This is a genomic window from Wukongibacter baidiensis (assembly GCF_050888315.1).
In the GTDB taxonomy this organism is placed as follows: domain Bacteria; phylum Bacillota; class Clostridia; order Peptostreptococcales; family Caminicellaceae; genus Wukongibacter; species Wukongibacter baidiensis.
In genome coordinates this window covers 2,719,435-2,739,994 of record NZ_CP138202.1, presented here as the reverse complement: position 1 = coordinate 2,739,994, position 20,560 = coordinate 2,719,435, and the positions used below count along the sequence as shown (strand labels likewise).

Below are 20,560 nucleotides of genomic sequence, written 5' to 3'. Positions count from 1 at the left end.
AGAAGGATGGGTAATATGAAGTCATTAAAAGAAAAAGGTAGGGAAATACCTATAATAGATGAACTAGATGTTGTAGTAGTAGGCGGTGGTCCTGCTGGGGTTGCTGCAGCGGTAACTGCCAGTGAACAGGGTATGAAAACCTTAATTATTGAAAAAAATGGTTTCTTTGGAGGTGCCAATGTTTCAGGTAACTCAGGTACCATAGGAGGTTTATATAGCTCTACGGAAGAGGGCGAGCTTGAGCAAATAGTATTTGGATTTGCAGGAAGATTTGCCGATAAATTAAGGGAAAAGGGTGGACTAATTGGACCTGTTAGGTTTGGACATACGGCCTTAGCACCCCATGATCCATTCGTATGGAAGGAAACGGCAGACCAATTTATAAAAAATGCAAATGTTAAGGTACTGTTCCACACCTATTTTGTGGACGTGATTATGGAAGAAAATAAAATAGTAGGGATAATAATAGAGAATAAAGATGGTCGTAGTGCTATTATGGGTAAGATCTTTATCGATGCCAGTGGTGATGGTGATGTAGCAGCAAGGGCAGGAGCACCATACGTTTATGGGAAAGATGGATTTATTCAAGCTATGACAATGACCTTTAGAATGGGAAATGTTGATTGGAATAAGGCTTCTAAGTATTCGCTAGAAGACATCTGGAAAAAGGTTAGTGAGGCCGAGAAAACTGGACAATATAATTTACCACGTAAGCATCCGTTTATCTTCCCGACTCCAAAACAGGATCAGGCTTTAATGAATTCAACAGCTATTATTGCTCCCGATGATAGAGTATTATATCCAACGAAGGCAGATGATTTAACCTTTGCTGAAATTGCAGGTAGAGAGCAAATAAGAGAATATGAAAGATTTGCAAAGGACTACCTAGAAGGCTTTGAGGATGCATATATATTTGATAATGGAAATGAGATCGGTATTAGACAATCCCGTACGATTGTAGGAGAATATACACTGAAAAACGAAGATGTAGTAAATGCTAAGAAATTCGATACAGCTATAGCTCGCAGCGCTTGGCCTATAGAAATGCATGGTGGAAGCAAGGGTGTAAAAGTTGTCAATCTTGACGATGATTACTACGAGATTCCATTTGAGGTTATGCTGCCAAAGGATATCGAGGGAGTAATGACCGTAGGACGTTGTATATCAGCTGAGCACGAAGCCTTGGCTTCATGTAGAGTTGTGGCACAATGCTTTGAAGAAGGCCTTGCGGCGGGGATTGCAGCAGCGATGTGTGTAAAAGAAAATATCGAACCAAGGCAGGTTGATATACAAAAAGTAAGAGAAACGATGATAGCAAATGGAAGTGTACTATAAAAAAAGTAAATTGTTCTAAATCGGGGCTGTCTCATAAAGATCACTTATGAGTACAGCCCCGGGGTGTTTCAGAATGAATGAAATTCGAGGTTTTGAAATGTGTTTTTACAAAGTTCACTTTAAAAATCTTTATAAAAATAAAAGACTTTGTTACAATGGTATGTGGGGATACTATATATGAGGGAACACTATATAGGTTTAAGTAAAAATTTATAATAAATAAGTTAGATTCCATACTCTTAGACCTATAATATGGGAGTGGATCATGATGGAGAATCAAAAAAAAGCAGCTGTAATACTGATAAGTATTGGCACTCTTTTTTGGGGAAGTATTTATGTTAGTACCAAGTTTCTTTTAGAACGTATTTCTTCGGAGGAGATACTATTTTTCCGATATTTAGCTGCAGCGACTTTTCTATTTGTATTTATGAAAATCAGAGGGAAAGACTTAAAACTGGAAAAAAAGTCTATTATGAGAATTGTTATAAGTAGTGCTTTAGGTATAAACCTTTGTTTTTATTTTCAAACAGTGGCCTTGAAGAGCATATCCGTATCTATGGCAGGGTTATTCAATGGAACTATTCCAATTCTTACTTTGATAGCTGAAATTATTTTTTTTGGTAAAAAGGTAACGAGAAAGATTATTATGATCTTCTTACTTTCTACCCTTGGTATTTATCTGACAGTTATAGACTCAAGTTCATCATTAAATGGTGGTGTTCCATTTAAGGGATACCTTTTTATGTTACTTGGAATAATTTGTTGGATTGCTTATACTTTTATAACTGAACCATTATCTTCTAGGTATTCAAGCCCTTGTGTGCTTACCTACCAGAGTATTACGGCAACGATTTTAATGTTACCCTTTGTAGTTAAAGAGCTTTTTACTATTAACTATTTTGGTCTATTCATTAATGAAAAAGCAATAATTTTAAATTTATTATATATGGGAATCTTTTGTACAGCCATAGCCTTTGGCGGCTTTGTATATAGTGTCAGTGTTTTAGGACCATCAACTACAGCTATATTTACAAACTTTATCCCGATTGTTTCGATGCTTGGAGGATATTTTGTATTTGGTGAAATGCTTACATTTAAGAAGCTTGCAGGAGCTGGGCTAGTAATATTATCGATATTTTTAATCAACTCAAATATTTCTGTAAAGTCAACAAAGTCCAGTGAAGAAGAGTTATGCGAGGTTTAATAGATATTAATTTAGGAAAAAATAGCTTTTATACTTTATAATAGAATAAAATACAGGATTTCTGAAGGGTGGGTTGATATGGCAGTGACTGTGAGAGATACGTTGAATTTGCCTATTTTTAGAGATGTAAAAATTCTAGCTGGCGAATCGGGATTGGATAATGAAATCACAAGAGTGAATTTTATAGAAATGCCCAGCAATCCTATAAGTGATGAAAAATTAACTGAGCCAGGGGAATTTAAGATAACAGGCTTTTTCGCCTATAAAGATAATGTAACAAAGCTTGCAAAAGAGTTTGAATCTTTAGTTTCTGAAAGAAGTAGCGGAATTTGCCTTATCGATGAATACTTTCAACAGTTACCTATAGACATAATAAATTATGCAAATAAATCTGGACTGCCCATTTTATTAATATCTAAAAATATAAGTTATGCAGATATTATTACTGGAATTATGGAACTTATTATAAAGAGTAAAGATGATAAAATTCTTGAAGGAATTGTAGACAATATTTTAAACTCTAATAAGTCTCAAATTGAAATAAGGAAACTTGCTAGAGAAATCAACTATTCCTTTAATGAATTTGTAGTTACAATATACTTTTCAACCTTTGATAAGAAAAAAATAAATATAGATTTCTTAGATCCTATTGTTAAGAAAGAAGTAGGATGGTCAGTAGTAAAATATAAAAGAGGTATTCTTTTAATACTAACCTTTAAAGATAGTGTAGAAGTAAATATTAAGGAAAAAATTAGTCTGGCTATGGATCTAATCAAGAGAAATTTGGTAAGATACTTAATTGGTGTAAGTGATATTTATACAGACCTAGGAATGCTAGATAACTGTATTAATGAAGCCCTATTAGCCTATAATTCCACTAATAATTTAAATCAAGGTATAGTTTTTTATAAAGAGTTAGGAGTATATAAACTTCTATTTCAGCTAAAGTCCGATAGACGCCTCAGAAAATTTAGAGATGAGATTATCTTACCTTTAAAAGATTATGAAAGAAAAAATGAGATTGAATTAATTAATACTGCAAAATGTTTTTTAAAGAATGATGGAAATATAAAAAAGACTTCAGTGGAACTATTCCTACATGAAAATACAGTCCGATATCGTATTGATAAAATAAAAGAAATACTAAACATGAAAAAGTCAACCATAAGCTTTTATGTACAATTATGCTTAGCATTAAAGGCTGATGAGATATTGGGATAATGTTAAAGAACTTTGTAATTCTATAATAAGTATTAAGATATTCTGAAAAAATAAACTATATATAGTTAATAGTCCAAAGGATCAGGCTAGTTGCCTGATTTTTTATTTGTTTTTGTAATATTTATAATGAAAGTAGCTTGAAATTTGTATTAACTATAATAGAAAGTTTGAAATAATTAAATTAGCAGAATTTTTAAAATAATAATATCAATGCTGTTGAAGGCGAGGTGATTTTATACTAAATAGTACAGTACTACAAAATGATTAGTTATAGGAGAGGATTGTTTTGGAAGAAAGATTGCCTAGAAAAGTTAAGATTGGCTATGGCGCAACGGGATTTGCAGCAATAAACACTTTTACGATACTTATCCTTTATGGTATGTTCTTTTTTACAGATTGCGTTGGCCTTGATGCTACATTTGCAGGTGTAATTTTAGCAATAGGAACTTTTTGGGACGCAATAACAGACCCCCTTGTAGGAGCTATTTCAGATAGAAGAGATCCTAAAAAGGGACGTAGGAGACCCTTTCTAAAGTTTGTAGCTTTGCCATTTGGGGTTGTAGGATGGTTGTTATTTACTAACTTTGATCTAGGTCCTATAGCAAATAAAGTATACTTTATTGTTATGGCTATTCTATTTTACACTGTTCAAACACTGCTAGACGTTCCATATACATCATTAGGTGCAGAGATGACCCATGATTATGACGAAAGAAGTAGTCTAAATAGTAATAGAAATTTCTTTGCTACTGTATCTGGAATTATTAGCTCACTTACATTGTCATTTGTATTCTTTTTCACAGATTGGTTTGGCAGTCTTAGTGCAGGATGGTCTGCAACTGGAGGAATATTTAGTATACTTGCAATAATATCAATTTATATTGGATATTACTCAACAAAGGGCTATGAGGCTACTGAGGTTCCTAAAATAGATAGTGGCGAAAATAAAGCTATTATAAAGAATGTCCTTGCAAATAAGCCATTTATGTATACTATGGGACTATTTACAGCTTCAGTCATATCCGTAGCAATTCAAAACTCAGCATTTATTTACTATCTATCTTATAATCTTAATCTAAACGAAATTCAGATCAGTATGTCATTTCTAGTATCTTGGTTACCCGGTTTACTATGGGTTCGTGTAATTGATTGGTTATGTCATAAATACTCTAAAAAAGTGGCATGGTGTACCTGTATGATAGTTTGGTGTATATCATTAATGGTATTCCCGATGATTATATTCAACTTTACTACACATATTTTTATGATATATCTTATGCAAATATTTGCTGGATTTGGGCTTGTAGGACAATATCAAATTGCATGGTCAATGATACCAGATACCATCGAAGTGGATGAATTCAAGACTGGGCTACGTAGAGAAGGAAGTTACTATGGAATAATAGCATTCTTACAAAAAATGGCTACAGCGTTAGCGGTATTTATAAGTGGTAAAGTACTTACGATAATTGGTTATGTTCCAAATGTAGATCAATCAGCCGAAACCCTTGAGGGGATTAAATACCTTATTGCATTTGGTGGTACGGCTTTCTTGATAATTAGTATTGTCTTAGCTATCATGAACCCCATGTCAAGAGAGCGTCATAGAGCATTAATAGAGGCAATAAAAGCAAAGAAACAAGGTGAAGAAGTTGACACATCAAAATTTGAAGCTTTATTATAGAAATTTTTAGAGAGGTGCTTGAACATGAGGGAGTTGACCCGAGAAGACCTATATGATATTTTACTAGGAGCCACAATAGTTGGAACCGGTGGTGGTGGGACATTAGAGGAAGGCATAGAAGTAATTGATAAGGCTTTGGATGAGGGTTATTCTTTTATGCTAGCAAATGATGATGATATACCAGGGGATGCTTTAGTTGGTACACCCTATGGTTGTGGCTCAATAAGCCCATTTACTAAGGAACAGCAAGAGGAATTTGATAAAGCAGATAAAATTTCTATAAGTCAAGAAACTGCTGCAATGAGAGTTCTTGAAAAGTATTACAATAAAGAGTTTTATGGAGTAATAGCTACAGAACTAGGTGGATTTAATACAGCCGTTGCATTAGAAGCTGGAGCAAGGCTAGGAAAACCAATAATTGATGCCGATCCTGCGGGGAGAAGCGTACCCTGTTTGCAGCATACAACCTATTATCTAAAGGATATTCCTATAGCTCCGATGGGATTAGCAAATCAATTAGGAGACGAATTAATATTAACTCATGTTTCTAATGATGAGAGAGCAGAGTCTATAGTTAGATCAGTAGCAGTAGCAAGTTTTAACGCAGTAGGTGTAGTTGATCATCCCGGTGAATGGGGAGTGATTAGAGAAGCATTACATCACAACACGATTTCTTGGTGTCTTAATATTGGTAGAGCAGCCAGAAAAGAGATAAAAGCTGGGAGAAATTTTGTAGATAAAATTGTAGAAGATTTCGATGGATATCATATATTTGAAGGTAAAATATCAAATGCATCTTGGGAAGACAAGGATGGATTTACCTACGGAGATATAATTATAGATGGTAAAGGCGAGTATGCAGGAAAACAACTAAAGGTTTGGTATCAAAATGAAAATATTATGAGTTGGTTAAATGGAGAATATTATGTAATGTCACCGGATTTAATAAATATTGTTAATTGTGATATTAATATGCCACTATTAAATCCCTATGCTGAGATAGGTATGAATGTTAAGGTGTTTGGATTTAGAGCCAGAGATGAATGGAGGGAAAAGAAGGGATTGGATATACTAGGTCCTAAATTTTTCAACTACGATATAGATTATGTGCCGATAGAAGAGATAGTATAATGATATTACTCACAGCGTGGAGGGAGAGAGTATATCTTGAGTAGAGATAAAGTAGTTATAGATATATTACAGAACAGAAGAAGTTGTAGAAGTTTTTTAGAAAAAGATATACCCCAAGATGTTTTAGAAAATATAATAAAAGTGGGAATACAGTCGGCATCAGCAGGCAATTTTCAGCCATATTCTATAATTAAAATTACTAAGGAAAAAACAAAGAAGAAATTAGTGGCTTTAAGTGGAGAACAATACTACTTAGCCGATGCTCCCGTAAATCTGCTATTTTGTATCGATCTTAGGCGATTAAAAAGAACCTGTGAAATCATGAAGGCACCGTTTGTTTCAACCGAAAGCTTTCTTGAGTTTTGGTATTCACTTTTTGATACAGCAATATGTGCCCAGACTATTTCCATAGCTGCAGAATCCTATGGAATACGGTCGTTATATATAGGAAACATACTAGATTATGCAGAGGGAATAAAAGATCTTCTTGATATTCCAGATTACGTGATTCCTTGTATGTTGCTGACCCTTGGATATCCTAAAACTAATGGAAATACACAAAGAAAGCTCAGAATAAAAGATGTTGTTCATAATGAAAAATATAGGGACCCTACCGATGAAGAGTTACTTGAGGCATACGAGTATAAGTATGGCCGTTGGAAGATGAAGCCTACAGAAGAGAGGCTTGTGAGACTAAGAGAAGCATGTATCGATGTACATGGCAAAGAATTTGCCGATGAATGCATTAAAGAGATAGAAGATAAAGGTTTCATTAATAGATTACAGCATGATTTTGGATTGTTCTATGATCCTATAGAGGGCATTGAGAGTAGTAAGAAACTTTTAGAGTTCATAAAAAATTCGTCATTTAAGTGGTTTGAGAAATAAATGGGGGTGCTTCAGAATGAGGAATTTCTGCGTTATTTGAAATTTCATCGATTTGGCACGTACGTCAGTACTAGCCAATCCGCTGAAATTTCAAAGCCTTGAACTTCATTCATTCTGAAACACCCCAGGGCTGAACTCATAAGACAATTTTATGAGACAGCCCTATTTGTTATTCAATAGCCATCTGTAATTCTGTTATCGGCTTTTCAGCCGGTGAAACTCTAGGATCGCTCATATAAATTTCTCTATGGGACTCTGATTCATCCTTTTTATATCCCTCTTCCTCGATTATAGTAGATAAAAACCTATGGGTGTGATGAAGTAGCTCAGTAGACCCTTTATGATAAGTCGATATTACCTTTACAGGCTCTGAAACTTTAATACCTATTTCACCGGTTATATCCTTGGGAGCTTCAGCAATAGGCCACTGAACCTCAAAGTCAGCTTGGCCCGCAGGAACCTTCATAAAATTACCATAGAAAATGCATTTTGGATGAGATATTATGGTTAAACCATTATCCTTTATCCAGTTTTGGAGTTTCCATACATTACTAGGTATGTTATATACTCCTTTAAATTTAATATAAGCTACATTCGTTGGCTCCGTCATTTTTACTACTACTTGAAATTTGTCTTGATTTAACTTTTCGCTTACAACCATGTTATCCCCCTTATTCAGATCTATATTATTTTTAATGAAGAGATTCTCTTCATCAAAGGCAATATTGGATGTGCTAATTCCTTGATTTTCTGCAGTAGTTATACTAATAAATGACAATGAAACTAGTACAAATGATATAAGGACAATATACTTTGAAGCCGTTTTAAAGCTTAATGCTTTATGATCTTTAGACCCACCTAAAATATTCTTTATACGTTTTTCGATATTGGATATATAGGTAATTGAAAAAGCATTAAAATATGATTTAGTAGAATCATAGGTCTTCATGATTTGCAATAGATGGTCAGCGTAATCAGATGGCTTAACTCCATATCTTAAAACATAGTCATCACAGCTATTTTCTTGTTCCGCTCTAAGGTTTTTACTTGCAAACCATAGCAGTGGATTAAACCAATGAACTGCGCATATAAGCTGAGTTATCATCTGTGTCAGATTATCAAGGCGTTTAATATGTATAAGCTCATGGATTAATACAATTCTTAAGCGTTCTTCACTCCAGTTAATGGAGTCGGTAGGAAGAATAATTATTGGTTTAATTGTGCCAAAGGTAAAGGGCGAGAAAATATCTTTATTGATAAACAAATTCACATCACGTCTAAGACCTATTTCCTTTCTTTTAAAGTCATAAATAAAGGTTGAGAGATCTCATCAGAACGTTTAAAAATTCTTCTAGTACCATATAGACCTATGGCTAACCTAAATAAAAGAAATATAAATATTAGAGACCAAAGGAGAAAAATATAGCCTGTCCAATTAAATTCAGAGTTTGTGGATATATAAGTAATATTTAACGGCTTTATATTCAAGAATTTTGATGTTGAATAATCATTTATAGTATTTGTGATTAATGGGGATTGATCAGAACTTGAACTATTTCCGACGTTTGCTACGAAGCTAGAAAAATTTATGGTGTTTAGTAGCCTGAATATAAGAGGAAGAACAATGGAACTGCAAATTGAAGAAAAAAGAAGTAAATGCTTTAACTCAGAGGATAATCTCTTCCTAAAATTACATATGAGAAGCACAAGGGTAATTATAACCCCCGTTTTTATTGAAGTATCAATAAGCATACTTAGAAAGTCGGAAGTAAAATAATTTGTTGAGATGAAGGATATAAAGTTATTCATCGCTATTTTCCTCTTTTCTTGCCTTTTCAATCAGACTAGTAAGTCTATCAAAATCATTTTCTGTTAGCTCAGTCTTATTATTTTCCAATAAAGCAGCAACAGTTTTTTCAACGGAATTATTAAAAAAAGTATTCATTAGATTTTCAATAGCAGACTTTATTGCGCTGTTTTTCGGTATTGAAGGATAATAAATATACTTTTGACCATCCTTCTCATGTTTTAAATATCCCTTTTCTTCTAAGATCTTTAAAAGCGCCCTTACAGTTGAATAACTAGGAGTGTTAGACATTTCACCTTGAACTTCAGATGCGGTTGCACGTTCTTTTCTATAGATTACATCCATTATCTCACGTTCTCTTCTACTCAGATCATTTAATGACCTTTTAAACATCGTAAAACCTCCTTTGCAACAATATTCTGATACATGCTAAAATTTTAGCATGGAAATTTATAGAAGTCAATAAAAAGATGCTAAATTTTTAGCATTAAATATTTTTTTGTTTTCATAGAATACTAATACTACATAGAATACAGTTGAAGCTTTAATCTGCATACATAAAAAAACACCATAACCATCGGATATTTTGATACGTATAAGTTAAGTTTCACTAGGAACTGTATATAAAAGGTGCTATAATAACCTTTGAAGAATTGAGGTGTTAAGATGAAAGATAATGGAATAATAAATAAAGAAGATCAGGAAAATAACATAGCCGGTTCGGGCTGCGAAATACTAATACCCTTTGAAGAAAGAAAACCTCTTAAAGAGATAGAACGCAGCATTAATACAGAATATAAAAGATCAATATGGTCGAAATTTGTTAAAGCCATAAAAGAGTTTAACTTAATAGAGCCTGGAGACAAGGTTGCCGTAGCCATTTCCGGTGGCAAGGACAGTATGCTTATGGCAAAATTATTTCAAGAACTAAAGAGCCATGGAAAGGCTAAGCTTGATTTGGAGTTTATAACCATGGATCCAGGATATCATGAAAATATTAGAGAACTTATGATGGATAATTGTGAGTATTTAAATATTTCTCTACATATCTTTGAATCAAGAATTTTTGATATCGTAGATAACATAGCGCAGGACTATCCATGCTATATGTGTGCAAAAATGCGTCGTGGTGCACTATATGCGAAGGCAAAGGAGCTTGGGTGCAACAAGCTTGCTCTTGGTCATCACTTCGACGATGTTATCGAGACTACTCTAATGAACCTTTTTTACTCTGGAACCTTCAAAACCATGCTTCCAAAGCTAAAATCAACAAACTTTGAAGGATTGGAATTGATTAGACCGATGTACTATATCAAGGAAAAATATATAGAAGAGTTCACACAAAAAAGTGGAATATGGCCTTTGAACTGTGCATGTATGGTTGCAGCCAAGAGGACTTCAAGTAAAAGAAATGAAATGAAGGAATTAATAAAGAATTTAAAAGAGAAGACCGATGACGTAGATATGAGTATCTTTAATGCAGCCAAGAATATAGATATGGGATCAGTTTTGGGATGGCAAAAGAATAGAAAGAAGTACTCTTATCTAGATTTCTATGATGAAGAGGAGTAATATAGGTATTTTAGTACAAACTTTAACTTATACTATGAAAAACCTATAAGATAGTTCTAAAACAACAATTTGAGGATGATAATTAATGAGAAATTATAAAAAAAAGAACAGAAAGCCTAAAAAGAATCATCAAAAAGGATCACCGGCTGGAAGTGGAAGAGTTAAAGCAAACTGTATAGCAATGGATGAAGAAGGAAAAGGGATTATTGAAATCAACGGCAAAAGAGTTTCTGTACCCTACTTGATTGAGGGCGAAAGGGCTGTAGTTGATCTTATAAAGAAAAGAAATTATACGACGGCAAAGGTGCACCAGATTGAAACTAAATCAAAGGATAGGGTAGAGTCTAAATGTAAACATTTTTATCAGTGTGGTGGCTGCCAATTACAGCACATGACCTATGAAGCCCAGTCAAATTATAAGGAAAAGCTTGTTGAAGGATTAATGGGGCGTTACGGAAAAGTTAATAAAATCATCACTATGGATCAGCCCTATGATTATCGTAATAAGATACACTCTACCCTTAGCCAGGGAAAGAATAGAGAGATCATATCTGGAATCTATGAACAGTATAGCCATCGTGTAATTCCTATAGATAGATGTATTATCCAGGATCCACGTGCCGATGAGATTATAAAATCAATCCGTGAACTGATGAAGTCATTTAAAATGAGACCCTTTGATGAAGATACAGGCCAAGGATTCCTACGTCACATCCTAATAAAGACAGGTTTCACCAGTGGACAAATCATGGTTGTACTTGTGGTTTCAAAGCTCATATTTCCTTCAAAAAATAATTTCGTTAAGGCACTGTTGAAAAAGCATCCGGAAATTACGACAATTGTTATGAATGTAAACAATAGAAGAACCAGCGTGGTTCTTGGAAATACTGAAAAGGTATTGTACGGTAAAGGTTTCATTGAAGATACGTTATGCGGGCAAGTTTTCCAGATTTCTCCCAAGTCATTCTATCAGATCAATCCTGTTCAAACAGAAAAACTATATAATAAAGCCATTGAAATGGCACAGCTTAAAGAAAGCGAAGTAGTGTTTGATGCCTATTCTGGTATTGGAACCATTGCATTGATTTTAAGTAGTAAAGTGAAAAAAGTTATTGGAGTAGAAGTGAACAAAGATGCAGTACAAGATGCTATTAAAAATGCAAAAAGAAACAAAATAAAGAACGCACGCTTCTACCAAGGTGATGCCGGTGAGTTTATGGCTCAAATGGCAGAAGAAAAAGAAACTGTCGATACATTATTCATGGACCCACCTAGAAGCGGTAGTGATGAGAAGTTTTTATCTTCAATAGTTAAGCTAAGCCCTAAAAAAGTGGTTTATATATCATGTAATCCAGTAACTCAGGCAAGGGATCTAGAGTATCTAACTAAAAATGGTTATAAGGTGAAGGAAATTCAACCGGTGGATATGTTTCCGCATACACACCATGTTGAGACTGTGTCGCAGTTAGTTAAGAAAAAATAGAATCTGATTTAAGTAGAACTTTTGCGTACACGTTCTTTCAGTAAAATGGTATATGATAAATATCTCAATCAGAAGTATTTAGAAATAGATAAGAAAAACAAGAATTAGAAGCCAATATTACATTGGCCTTAAAAAAATAAGCTGATAACTGTAGAAAAACTTTGCAACCAGTTAGAAGTACTAAGCTCAGAATAGCGAATATTATGGAGGAAAAAAATGACTGAATTATTAGCTCCGGCAGGAAATATGGAAGCTTTAAAAGCTGCAATTTCTAATGGGTGTGATGCAATATACTTAGGAATGCAAAAATTTGGTGCACGTGCATACTCATCTAACTTTGATTTAGAATCTTTAAAAGAGGCTGTTAGGTATGCGCATCTGAGAAATGTTAAAATCTATGTTACAATGAATACTATTGTTTTCGAAAACGAAGTTGAAGAGATGAAAGAGCAGATACACGAATTAAATGAAATCGGTGTTGATGGTATTATTGTCCAGGACCTGGCCGCTTTCGATTATATAGTTAAAAACTTTCTTGATATGGAAGTACATTGTTCAACTCAAATGGGAATAGACGATTTAGACGGAACTTTATTGTTTAAAGAACTTGGTGCTAAAAGAGTTGTTCTGTCCCGTGAGGTTGAGATTGAAAAAGTAAAAGAGATACAAAGAATAGCTAAAATACCTTTAGAAATTTTTGTTCACGGTGCTTTATGTATATCTTACTCTGGAAACTGTCTAATGTCTGGATTAATCGGCTATCGAAGCGGAAATCGCGGAAGATGTGTTGGTTCATGTCGTAAGGAGTATGAACTAATTGATAAGACAACAGATACAACTTTAGCGAAAAACTATATTATATCTACTAAGGACTTAAACACAATTGATCATATCAATGATTTAAAAGAAATTGATTCTTTAAAAATAGAAGGTCGAATGAAAGAGCCTGCATATGTTGCTAATGTTGTATCAAAATATCGCATGGCCCTAGATAATAAAATAACCGAAGAAGATAAAGAAAATCTGAGCAAAACATTTAATAGAACATTTACTAAAGGATTTTTGTTTCACGAAAATAAGAAAGATATTACAAACATCTTAAGACCTAATAACTTTGGTTATGAAATTGGTAGAATTAGCAGGATTGTTAAAGACATGTATGAAATAACACTTACACGTACTTTAAATCAAAACGATATAATTAGAATAAGTCATAACAATGAAGATGTTAATTTAACTGTTGTAAAACTGTACGATAAAGATGGCAATTTAATCAACAAAGCAGATGATGTCTGCTATATCAAAATCAAAGAAAAGTTGTCTAAGGGTGATTTAGTATATATATCGAAGGATTACTTCTATTACAAAGAGTTAGGATCATCACTGGAAAAAGAATTTAAGCGTTTTAACCTAGATATTAGAGTGTATGCATATCCAGATTCAAAGCTTATCATAGATGCGGAGGGCTTAGGCTTTAATTATTTATATGAAAGCGAGGAAATACTAGGCGAAGCAATTAATAATCCAACAACAAAAGAGCAGGTAATAAAGCAATTTTCAAGATTAAATGATACTATATTCGAACTTAATCATGTAGATTTTGAGGCATACAATGCATTTATTCCAGCTAAACTGTTAAATGCAGCAAGAAGAGATATTGTACAGGGTTTATATGACTTAAAGCTTAACAGCAAAAAGAAAAGAACAAAGGCTTTGAAAGCAAAAGAAAAAATAAGCTTTGCCCCTGAAAAACCATATCTTACGGCCTCTGTAACGACTAAGGAACAGTATGATGCTTGCGTGAACTGTGGAATTAAGGAAATCTATTTTGAAAATGTTGTTAGAAGAAACCAGAACAATTATAAGGAAAAAGAAGGGCAGTTACTAATAGGAGGATATGGTGGAATTTATCACTACAGAAAAACTAATCCTTTTGTTACGGACTATTCTCTAAATGTTGTTAATTCTGCTAGTTGCTATGAATTATATAGATTAGGTGCGAAACGAGTAACTTTATCTTATGAATTGAATAAGAGACAAATTAAAGATTTAATTAGTGCCTATTATGAAGAAAATGACGGCTATCCTGCACTAGAAATGATTGTATATGGTAAGGCTCCTTTGCTGTTTACAAAATATTGTCCGCTGGAAAAAATGAATCAATGCGGTATTTGTAAAACGAAGAGCTATGAGTTAAAAGATGAGCACGGAACCTTCCCTATCATTTCTCATGATGATTGTACAACGACTATCCTTAATGGGAAGACGCTTAATCTTTTAGATGAGTTACAAAGCATAAAAGGAATCGAGGCATTCAGATTAAACTTTACAGTTGAATCAAAAGAGCAGGTTGTGAAAACCATTAATAAGGCCTTAAGCAAATTAAATGGCTCAATGAATAAATCTGTCTTTAATCAGGAAACAGACACAAGAGGACATTTTAATAAAGAGATTTTGTAGGGAAATCCCAGTTCAAATCTGGGCGTCACATCCAAAAATTAAAGCCTCAAATAATTTTGGATTATATATAGTGAACCGTATCACAAGTGATGAATAATTAGATTTTACTTTGTATTTTATTAATAATAGTAATCAAATAACATAAGTTCTTTAAAACTTATGTAGGAGTAAAAGGAGGAGTTATGAAAGTATATAGATTACTATCTATTTTAACCACTTTACTAAATAATGATCTTGTATCAGCAAAAGATTTAGCTGATAAGAATGAAGTTTCAATTAAAACAATTCAAAGAGACATAGAAACATTGAATATGGCTGGAATACCCGTTTTCTCTGAAAAAGGGATGAGAGGTGGATACGGAATACTAGATTCATATAAATTTGATACAAAACTTTTATCAAGTTTTGAAGTAGGCGTCTTAAATTCTATTTTAGAAGGGTTAAGAAATATCTATGATAATAAGCAATTAGAAGTATTATGGGAGAAATTTGAGTATGCATTAAACTCTGTGCCTAATAATGATAGAGTTCAAATGAAAATTGATTTATCTCCATGGAATCAAGATGAATCTGTTTCATTAAAAGTAAAAACTTTATCTGATGCAATTAAGAATAAATCATTACTTAACATTGAGTATTGTAATATAGAAGGAATATCATCAAAAAGACAAATAGAACCTTATGGCTTGAAAATGAAGAGTGGTAGGTGGTATTTAAAAGCCTATTGCCTAAATAGGAATGAGTTTCGGATTTTTAAAGTCAATAGAATCGTTGGATTAGAGATTACAGAACAACATTTTATTGAGAAGGATTATAATGAATTTGACAATGAAAAAATGAGAAGTAATGATAGTGAGAAAAAAATTCTAAAATTCACTAATAGATCATATCCGAGGGTAGTAGATATTTTTAATGATGATGAGATAAGCAGATTAAATGAGGAATATATTACTGTAACAACATATCTTAGAAATGATACATGGCTACTATCAATGATTCTATCTTTTGGGAATCAAGTGGAGGTTATAGAACCTGAGTCACTTATAATTGATGTAAAAAAAATGATAAGAAAAATGAATGATTTATATAAATAGGACATACTAGATGTCCTATTTTTTATTTTAGAATAATAATGAAGTGTTTATGACAAAATAGAAGTGCAATAATGAAGATTAAAAAAATAAGGAGAGGTATTATGAATAATAAAAAAAGTTTGTTTTTAGAGAAAAATGGTTTGAAATTACACTATAAAATTATGGGAGAAGGGAAACCCATTATATTATTGAATCCAGCATTTGCAGATTTAAGAATATGGAGCAATGTCGAAGAAAGTTTATCAAAGAAATATAAGGTTATACAGCTTGACTTTAGATATACAGGTAAAACTGAACAGGATAATTCAGATTATAGCTTGTTCGAGGATTTGAATTATTTAATTGATGAACTTGGGTTAATTAATGTGAATCTAATTGGTCTTTCCGCGGGGGGTCACACAGCACTAGAATATGCAATTCAATATCCTGAAAAAGTAGATAAGTTATTTATTATTTCAACTGGATTATTTGGAGTAAATGAAGATGAAAACAAGGTGGTACGTATGAAGGAATTTCAATCTGAGTTATATTCAGGCAATGTGGAAGAAGCAGCCAGAATATGGACTAAAACTTGGCTGTTGGGAGAAAATAGAAGTGATAAAGATATTTCTTCGGATAAGCTTGATTTGTTTAAGAATATAACTAAGCAGAATCTTTTGAATGGTGCTAACTATAAAATGCCAAATTTTATCAATCCACCTGTTAATGTACAGTTAAACAAAATAGATAACGAAGTTTATCATTTAGTTGGATCCTTTGATTATGAAGATGTATATAATTCAAGTAAAGTTTTCAATGACAAAATAAATAACTATAAAGAGGAGCAAGTTAAGTCTGCACATATAATCCCACTGGAGTTGCCAGAGGTTTTGATTGATAGGATAGTAGAATTCATTGATTAAAGTCTCTTTACATCATAATAAAAGATATCTAAGTCAGTGGAATTGCTTGATGCAATTGAGAGAGAGTTTATTGATAAGAACAATGAGTACAAAAGATAAGCAACTTTGGCTATCAAATTACAGGATTGTTGAGACTCAATATCTCAGAAAAATCTAAAAGATAGAAACAAATAAAACTATAGTTCTGTTACAATTTATGTAACAGAACTTTTTTAATGTGCGCCGGGCATGTGTAACAACTAGGTGGTGAAAGTCCACTGTGGGGGTTGACCGTACCAACCACTAGTCAAAGGCAAGGGTGTCCACCGTGAGGTGGAATCTGAAGGAAGCCGGAGGCAAAATTCCGGTCCGAGGTACACGAATCGTATTTGAGGCTGTATAAACCGGGTGAGTTTGCATTACAAAACAAAGCCCAAAACGGTTCAAAGGGTTAGAAAGGCTGGGGTCAGGTATGAATAATTTACTAACCATGATATAATTAAATGGGTGATGACTATGGCAAGAAAATTGAGAGTACACTATGAAGGTGCATTATACCATGTAATCGTAAGGGGAAATAATAGATCCTTAATATTCATGGAACCTAAGTGGAAGAATGCATATTTAGAAATTGTAAAAAGATATAAAGAAAAGTATGATTTTAAGCTTTATGCTTATAGCATTATGGACAATCATGCTCATTTGCTAATTGAGGTTGGCAAGACAGAATTATCAAGAATAATGAAATGTATACAACAAGTTTACACACAAAAATATAATAGGGAATTAAAAAGATCAGGCCATGTTTTTGAGCAGAGATATAAGGCCTTTATATGTGATAAAGACAGCTATTTATTATCCTTGGTCAGATATATTCATCAAAATCCGTTAAAAGCAGGATTAACAAAAAGTCTTAGCTATGAGTGGAGCAGTCATGATGAATATTTAGAGATAAAAGAACCCTTAGTTGATAAAAATTATATACTAGAAATTTTATCAACTAATCATAAAAAGGCTATCAATATTTACTTAAAACGAATGGAACTAGATGAATCATTAGAACCTAATGATTATGAACTAAATGAAGAAGAACGAATATTGAAAGAGTCGAAACAAGAGTCAAACAATAAGAATACTATAGAATTTGAAGAGTTGGTCAATTCAATATGTGATCAAGAAGATATTGAAATAAAAGATATAAGAAAAAGAAGCAGGGTAAAGACATTATCAGATTTAAGAAAGGCAATTGTGCTGTTAAGTGAAAAATATTGCGAACTAAGTAATAAAAAAGTAGCCGATACGCTTAAATTAAATCCATCTATGGTATCAAAAATAAAAAATGATGCCGTAGCAATTAATGAAGAAGTGATTAGTATAATGGAAAGATATGAAAATAAGTGAATTATTCATACCTGACCCCTATCTTGTGCTCCCTCTCTTGGTCCATTTATGCTTAACACTTCTGATACTCCTTGAAAAATATCAAGTTAAATTCCAAATAACACTTGGATAACATATCCTTACACTATATTACATAACTTAAGTAATATAACACAGTGTAAGGAGATGTTAATATGCCGCCAAAAACAAAATTTGATAAAAACACTATTTTGGATGCCGCTTTAGAGGTTGCTAAAGAAAAGGGCTTTTCTGGAATCACTGCTCGAAGTGTGGCGAATCGACTTAACTGTTCGGTCGCTCCAATCTATGTTAATTTTGCTACTGTTGATGACTTGGTAGAGACTGTAGTACAGCAGGTATTTGCTATATCAGAGGAGTTGCTTGCAAAGCAAAAAGGGCAAAGTATGTTTGAAAAGATTGGGAAAGCCAGCTTGGCCTTTGCTCGGGAGTACCCGGTATTGTTTCGGGAATTGTCAATACAGCCTAATCCATATATGACTTCTTATGAAACAATAGAGAATGCCATGCTTGAGGCAATGGCTGAGGATGAAGCTATGCGAGGCTGGACTCTTAAGGAACGTAAACGATTGTTGCTGAAATTGCGGGTCTTTCAGATGGGACTCTCAGTCATGGTGGCCAACGGACATATGCCTTCGTGGCTCGATAATCAAGAGTTTGACCAGTTGCTTATGGAAGTGGGAGATGACGTATTGCTAGCACAACAAATGAAACAAAAGGAGAATTTGTAATGAAAAAAATTGTTATTATTGGTGGAGGAGTCGCAGGATTAAGCGCAGGTATTTTTGCCCAAAAAAATGGTTTTGAAAGCGTTATTTTGGAGAAGCACCATACTTTAGGTGGAGAATGTACTGGCTGGGATCGTCAGGGTTATCATATTGATGGTTGCATTCACTGGCTGGTAGGGACGAAAGAAGGAACCCCCATCCGGGAATTGTGGAATACTGTAGGAGCCCTTGAAGGAGTGGAAATTTATGAGCCTGAAAGCTTCATGGCTTTTGAGCATGAAGGGGTGACAGTGCATTTTTACCGAGATCTTGATAGATTGAAGGCGAGCTGGCTGGAAATATCACCGAAGGATAAAGAAACGATTGAAGAGTTCTGCAATGATATCAGCAAACTGCATACTTTTACTTTTCCTGTCGAGAAACCGATGGATATGATGAATTTGATTGAGAAGATTAAGTATATGCTTTCCATGAAAGATGTCGGTCCAGTCATGCAGAAATATAGTAGGCTAAGTGTGCAGGATCTGGCCAGAAAATTTGAGCATCCGGCTCTTAAAGAAGCATTGTCCTCCTTCATGCCTGAAGGTGATTACAGTGCTGTATCGATAATTTTTCCGCTCGGAACTTTTACCGGAGGCCAATCATCTATTCCCTTAGGGGGCTCAAGGGCTCTGGTCAGGCGGATGGAAGAAAAGTATCTTGCCCTGGGCGGAAATATTGAGACTTCCTGTGAGGCAGTGGAGCTGGAAATCGAAGGAGATTCAGTGAGGAGAGTAACCTGTAGTAACAGTAAATCTTTTGAGGCCGATTACTTTATTGCAGCCTGTGATGCTAATGTGTTGTATGAAAAACTGCTTAAGGGGCAGTACCTCGACCCTAAATTTCAAAAGAGATTCAGGGACCCGGACACCTACCCCCTGGCTTCAAACATTTATGTGGGTATTGGGTACGAGGGCAGTATGCGGGAAATGCCCCGGACACTTAAATTTCCTGTCGATGCACTGGCGATAGACCAGAACCGGAAACCGACAGAGTATTTACATATGACACATTACGGTTACGAACCTGATTTTGCTCCTGTCGGTTATACTGCGGTTACCTTTGCCATCAACCAGTTTCAGCCGGAACTGGAAAATTGGGAGATGCTGGTACAAGACAAGGAAGCTTATAACAAGGAAAAGAACCGCATAGGTCAGGAGGTGATCAGATCCATGGAAACTCGTTTTCCAGAGATGGTTGGTAGGCTCAAGCTACTTGACGTGGCCAGCCCGCAAACCTATGAGCGTTACTGTAACGCTTATCGCGGTGCTTTTATGGCTTTTTGGCCCACACTAAAAGGTAAGCGGCTGGCTCACACCGGCCAAATCAGAGGTCTCGATAATCTAGTTTTGAGCGGCCAATGGTTGCAACCTCCTGGAGGCCTGCCTGTTGCGCTTATTACCGGCAAAGATACAATCATGCGACTTTGCAAGAAAGTAAAACAACCGTTTATAACTATTTAAGTTACTGATCTTAAAAAACTGTAAAACGATAGGGTCGGAGCTTTTTGTTCTGAAAAATTTATGATATTGAGTAGTAAAGTAAAAATGATTTATCGTTACCCCGTTTAGTGGAGGGAGTACTTGTATACATGCCTTGTATTGGATATAATTA

At 34.1% G+C, this 20,560-nt stretch carries 17 protein-coding genes; 15 read left to right on the top strand and 2 right to left on the bottom strand.

Annotation, left to right across the window (positions count from 1 at the left end; genetic code table 11):
- Positions 1-15: 15 nt before the first annotated feature.
- The 6 genes from R9X47_RS12360 (at position 16) to R9X47_RS12335 (ending at position 7,463) form a co-directional block, all read left to right on the top strand.
- On the top strand, positions 16-1,335 hold the full coding sequence (locus R9X47_RS12360; protein ID WP_432667187.1) for an FAD-dependent oxidoreductase: 1,320 nt from the start codon (positions 16-18) through the stop codon (positions 1,333-1,335).
- 265 nt (positions 1,336-1,600) lie between these two features.
- Complete coding sequence (locus tag R9X47_RS12355; protein ID WP_432667186.1) at positions 1,601-2,539, top strand: DMT family transporter; 939 nt, start codon at positions 1,601-1,603, stop codon at positions 2,537-2,539.
- 78 nt (positions 2,540-2,617) lie between these two features.
- On the top strand, positions 2,618-3,760 hold the full coding sequence (locus R9X47_RS12350) for a PucR family transcriptional regulator (protein WP_432667185.1): 1,143 nt from the start codon (positions 2,618-2,620) through the stop codon (positions 3,758-3,760).
- 286 nt (positions 3,761-4,046) lie between these two features.
- The gene (locus tag R9X47_RS12345) at positions 4,047-5,444 is read left to right on the top strand and encodes an MFS transporter (RefSeq protein WP_432667184.1); all 1,398 of its coding nucleotides are present in this window, start codon (positions 4,047-4,049) and stop codon (positions 5,442-5,444) included.
- A gap of 24 nt (positions 5,445-5,468) precedes the next feature.
- Positions 5,469-6,575 carry a DUF917 domain-containing protein gene (locus R9X47_RS12340; protein ID WP_432667183.1) on the top strand — a complete coding sequence of 369 codons (1,107 nt, stop codon included), beginning with the start codon at positions 5,469-5,471 and terminating at the stop codon, positions 6,573-6,575.
- Positions 6,576-6,611: 36 nt separating this feature from the next.
- Positions 6,612-7,463 carry a nitroreductase family protein gene (locus tag R9X47_RS12335; protein WP_432667182.1) on the top strand — a complete coding sequence of 284 codons (852 nt, stop codon included), beginning with the start codon at positions 6,612-6,614 and terminating at the stop codon, positions 7,461-7,463.
- 169 nt (positions 7,464-7,632) lie between these two features.
- Here R9X47_RS12335 and R9X47_RS12330 read toward each other — a convergent pair whose 3' ends face one another.
- On the bottom strand, positions 7,633-8,727 hold the full coding sequence (locus tag R9X47_RS12330) for a M56 family metallopeptidase (RefSeq protein ID WP_432667181.1): 1,095 nt from the start codon (positions 8,725-8,727) through the stop codon (positions 7,633-7,635).
- 360 nt (positions 8,728-9,087) lie between these two features.
- On the opposite strand from R9X47_RS12330, the gene R9X47_RS12325 reads away from it, so the two are divergent.
- Positions 9,088-9,240 (top strand): hypothetical protein, encoded by a 153-nt coding sequence (locus R9X47_RS12325; protein ID WP_432667180.1) that lies wholly within the window; start codon positions 9,088-9,090, stop codon positions 9,238-9,240.
- 24 nt (positions 9,241-9,264) lie between these two features.
- Here the strand turns inward: R9X47_RS12325 and R9X47_RS12320 are convergent, their stop codons facing one another.
- Positions 9,265-9,663, bottom strand: a complete 399-nt coding sequence (locus R9X47_RS12320; RefSeq protein ID WP_432667179.1) for a BlaI/MecI/CopY family transcriptional regulator — start codon at positions 9,661-9,663, stop codon at positions 9,265-9,267.
- A gap of 273 nt (positions 9,664-9,936) precedes the next feature.
- On the opposite strand from R9X47_RS12320, the gene R9X47_RS12315 reads away from it, so the two are divergent.
- The 8 genes from R9X47_RS12315 to R9X47_RS12280 all read left to right on the top strand — a co-directional run bounded on the left by R9X47_RS12315 (position 9,937) and on the right by R9X47_RS12280 (position 20,409).
- A complete protein-coding gene (locus tag R9X47_RS12315) occupies positions 9,937-10,842 on the top strand; it encodes a tRNA 2-thiocytidine biosynthesis TtcA family protein (protein WP_432667178.1) in 906 nt (301 codons plus the stop codon).
- Positions 10,843-10,927: 85 nt separating this feature from the next.
- Positions 10,928-12,325: a 23S rRNA (uracil(1939)-C(5))-methyltransferase RlmD gene (gene rlmD / locus R9X47_RS12310; RefSeq protein WP_432667177.1), complete on the top strand. Its 1,398-nt coding sequence runs from the start codon at positions 10,928-10,930 to the stop codon at positions 12,323-12,325.
- A 216-nt stretch (positions 12,326-12,541) separates the two neighbouring features.
- On the top strand, positions 12,542-14,785 hold the full coding sequence (locus tag R9X47_RS12305) for a DUF3656 domain-containing U32 family peptidase (RefSeq protein ID WP_432667176.1): 2,244 nt from the start codon (positions 12,542-12,544) through the stop codon (positions 14,783-14,785).
- A gap of 182 nt (positions 14,786-14,967) precedes the next feature.
- The gene (locus R9X47_RS12300) at positions 14,968-15,879 is read left to right on the top strand and encodes a helix-turn-helix transcriptional regulator (protein ID WP_432667175.1); all 912 of its coding nucleotides are present in this window, start codon (positions 14,968-14,970) and stop codon (positions 15,877-15,879) included.
- Positions 15,880-15,980: 101 nt separating this feature from the next.
- A complete protein-coding gene (locus R9X47_RS12295; RefSeq protein WP_432667174.1) occupies positions 15,981-16,781 on the top strand; it encodes an alpha/beta hydrolase in 801 nt (266 codons plus the stop codon).
- Between the two features lie 495 nt (positions 16,782-17,276).
- The gene (locus R9X47_RS12290; RefSeq protein WP_432667173.1) at positions 17,277-18,161 is read left to right on the top strand and encodes a transposase; all 885 of its coding nucleotides are present in this window, start codon (positions 17,277-17,279) and stop codon (positions 18,159-18,161) included.
- A gap of 173 nt (positions 18,162-18,334) precedes the next feature.
- Entirely contained in the window at positions 18,335-18,910 is a 576-nt protein-coding gene (locus R9X47_RS12285; RefSeq protein WP_432667172.1) for a TetR/AcrR family transcriptional regulator, read from the top strand.
- On the top strand, positions 18,910-20,409 hold the full coding sequence (locus R9X47_RS12280) for a phytoene desaturase family protein (protein WP_432667171.1): 1,500 nt from the start codon (positions 18,910-18,912) through the stop codon (positions 20,407-20,409). The genes R9X47_RS12285 and R9X47_RS12280 overlap by 1 nt, the downstream gene beginning before the upstream one ends.
- Positions 20,410-20,560 lie beyond the last annotated feature (151 nt).

Excerpts from the sequence above, each read along its gene's own strand:
- R9X47_RS12360 (WP_432667187.1), top strand. The coding sequence starts at position 16 with ATGAAGTCATTAAAAGAAAAAGGTAGGGAAATACCTATAATAGATGAA.
- R9X47_RS12355 (WP_432667186.1), top strand. The coding sequence starts at position 1,601 with ATGATGGAGAATCAAAAAAAAGCAGCTGTAATACTGATAAGTATTGGC.
- R9X47_RS12350 (WP_432667185.1), top strand. The coding sequence starts at position 2,618 with ATGGCAGTGACTGTGAGAGATACGTTGAATTTGCCTATTTTTAGAGAT.
- R9X47_RS12340 (WP_432667183.1), top strand. The coding sequence starts at position 5,469 with ATGAGGGAGTTGACCCGAGAAGACCTATATGATATTTTACTAGGAGCC.
- R9X47_RS12325 (WP_432667180.1), top strand. The coding sequence starts at position 9,088 with ATGGAACTGCAAATTGAAGAAAAAAGAAGTAAATGCTTTAACTCAGAG.
- R9X47_RS12320 (WP_432667179.1), bottom strand. The coding sequence starts at position 9,663 with ATGTTTAAAAGGTCATTAAATGATCTGAGTAGAAGAGAACGTGAGATA.
- R9X47_RS12315 (WP_432667178.1), top strand. The coding sequence starts at position 9,937 with ATGAAAGATAATGGAATAATAAATAAAGAAGATCAGGAAAATAACATA.
- rlmD (WP_432667177.1), top strand. The coding sequence starts at position 10,928 with ATGAGAAATTATAAAAAAAAGAACAGAAAGCCTAAAAAGAATCATCAA.
- R9X47_RS12305 (WP_432667176.1), top strand. The coding sequence starts at position 12,542 with ATGACTGAATTATTAGCTCCGGCAGGAAATATGGAAGCTTTAAAAGCT.
- R9X47_RS12300 (WP_432667175.1), top strand. The coding sequence starts at position 14,968 with ATGAAAGTATATAGATTACTATCTATTTTAACCACTTTACTAAATAAT.
- R9X47_RS12295 (WP_432667174.1), top strand. The coding sequence starts at position 15,981 with ATGAATAATAAAAAAAGTTTGTTTTTAGAGAAAAATGGTTTGAAATTA.
- R9X47_RS12290 (WP_432667173.1), top strand. The coding sequence starts at position 17,277 with ATGGCAAGAAAATTGAGAGTACACTATGAAGGTGCATTATACCATGTA.
- R9X47_RS12285 (WP_432667172.1), top strand. The coding sequence starts at position 18,335 with ATGCCGCCAAAAACAAAATTTGATAAAAACACTATTTTGGATGCCGCT.
- R9X47_RS12280 (WP_432667171.1), top strand. The coding sequence starts at position 18,910 with ATGAAAAAAATTGTTATTATTGGTGGAGGAGTCGCAGGATTAAGCGCA.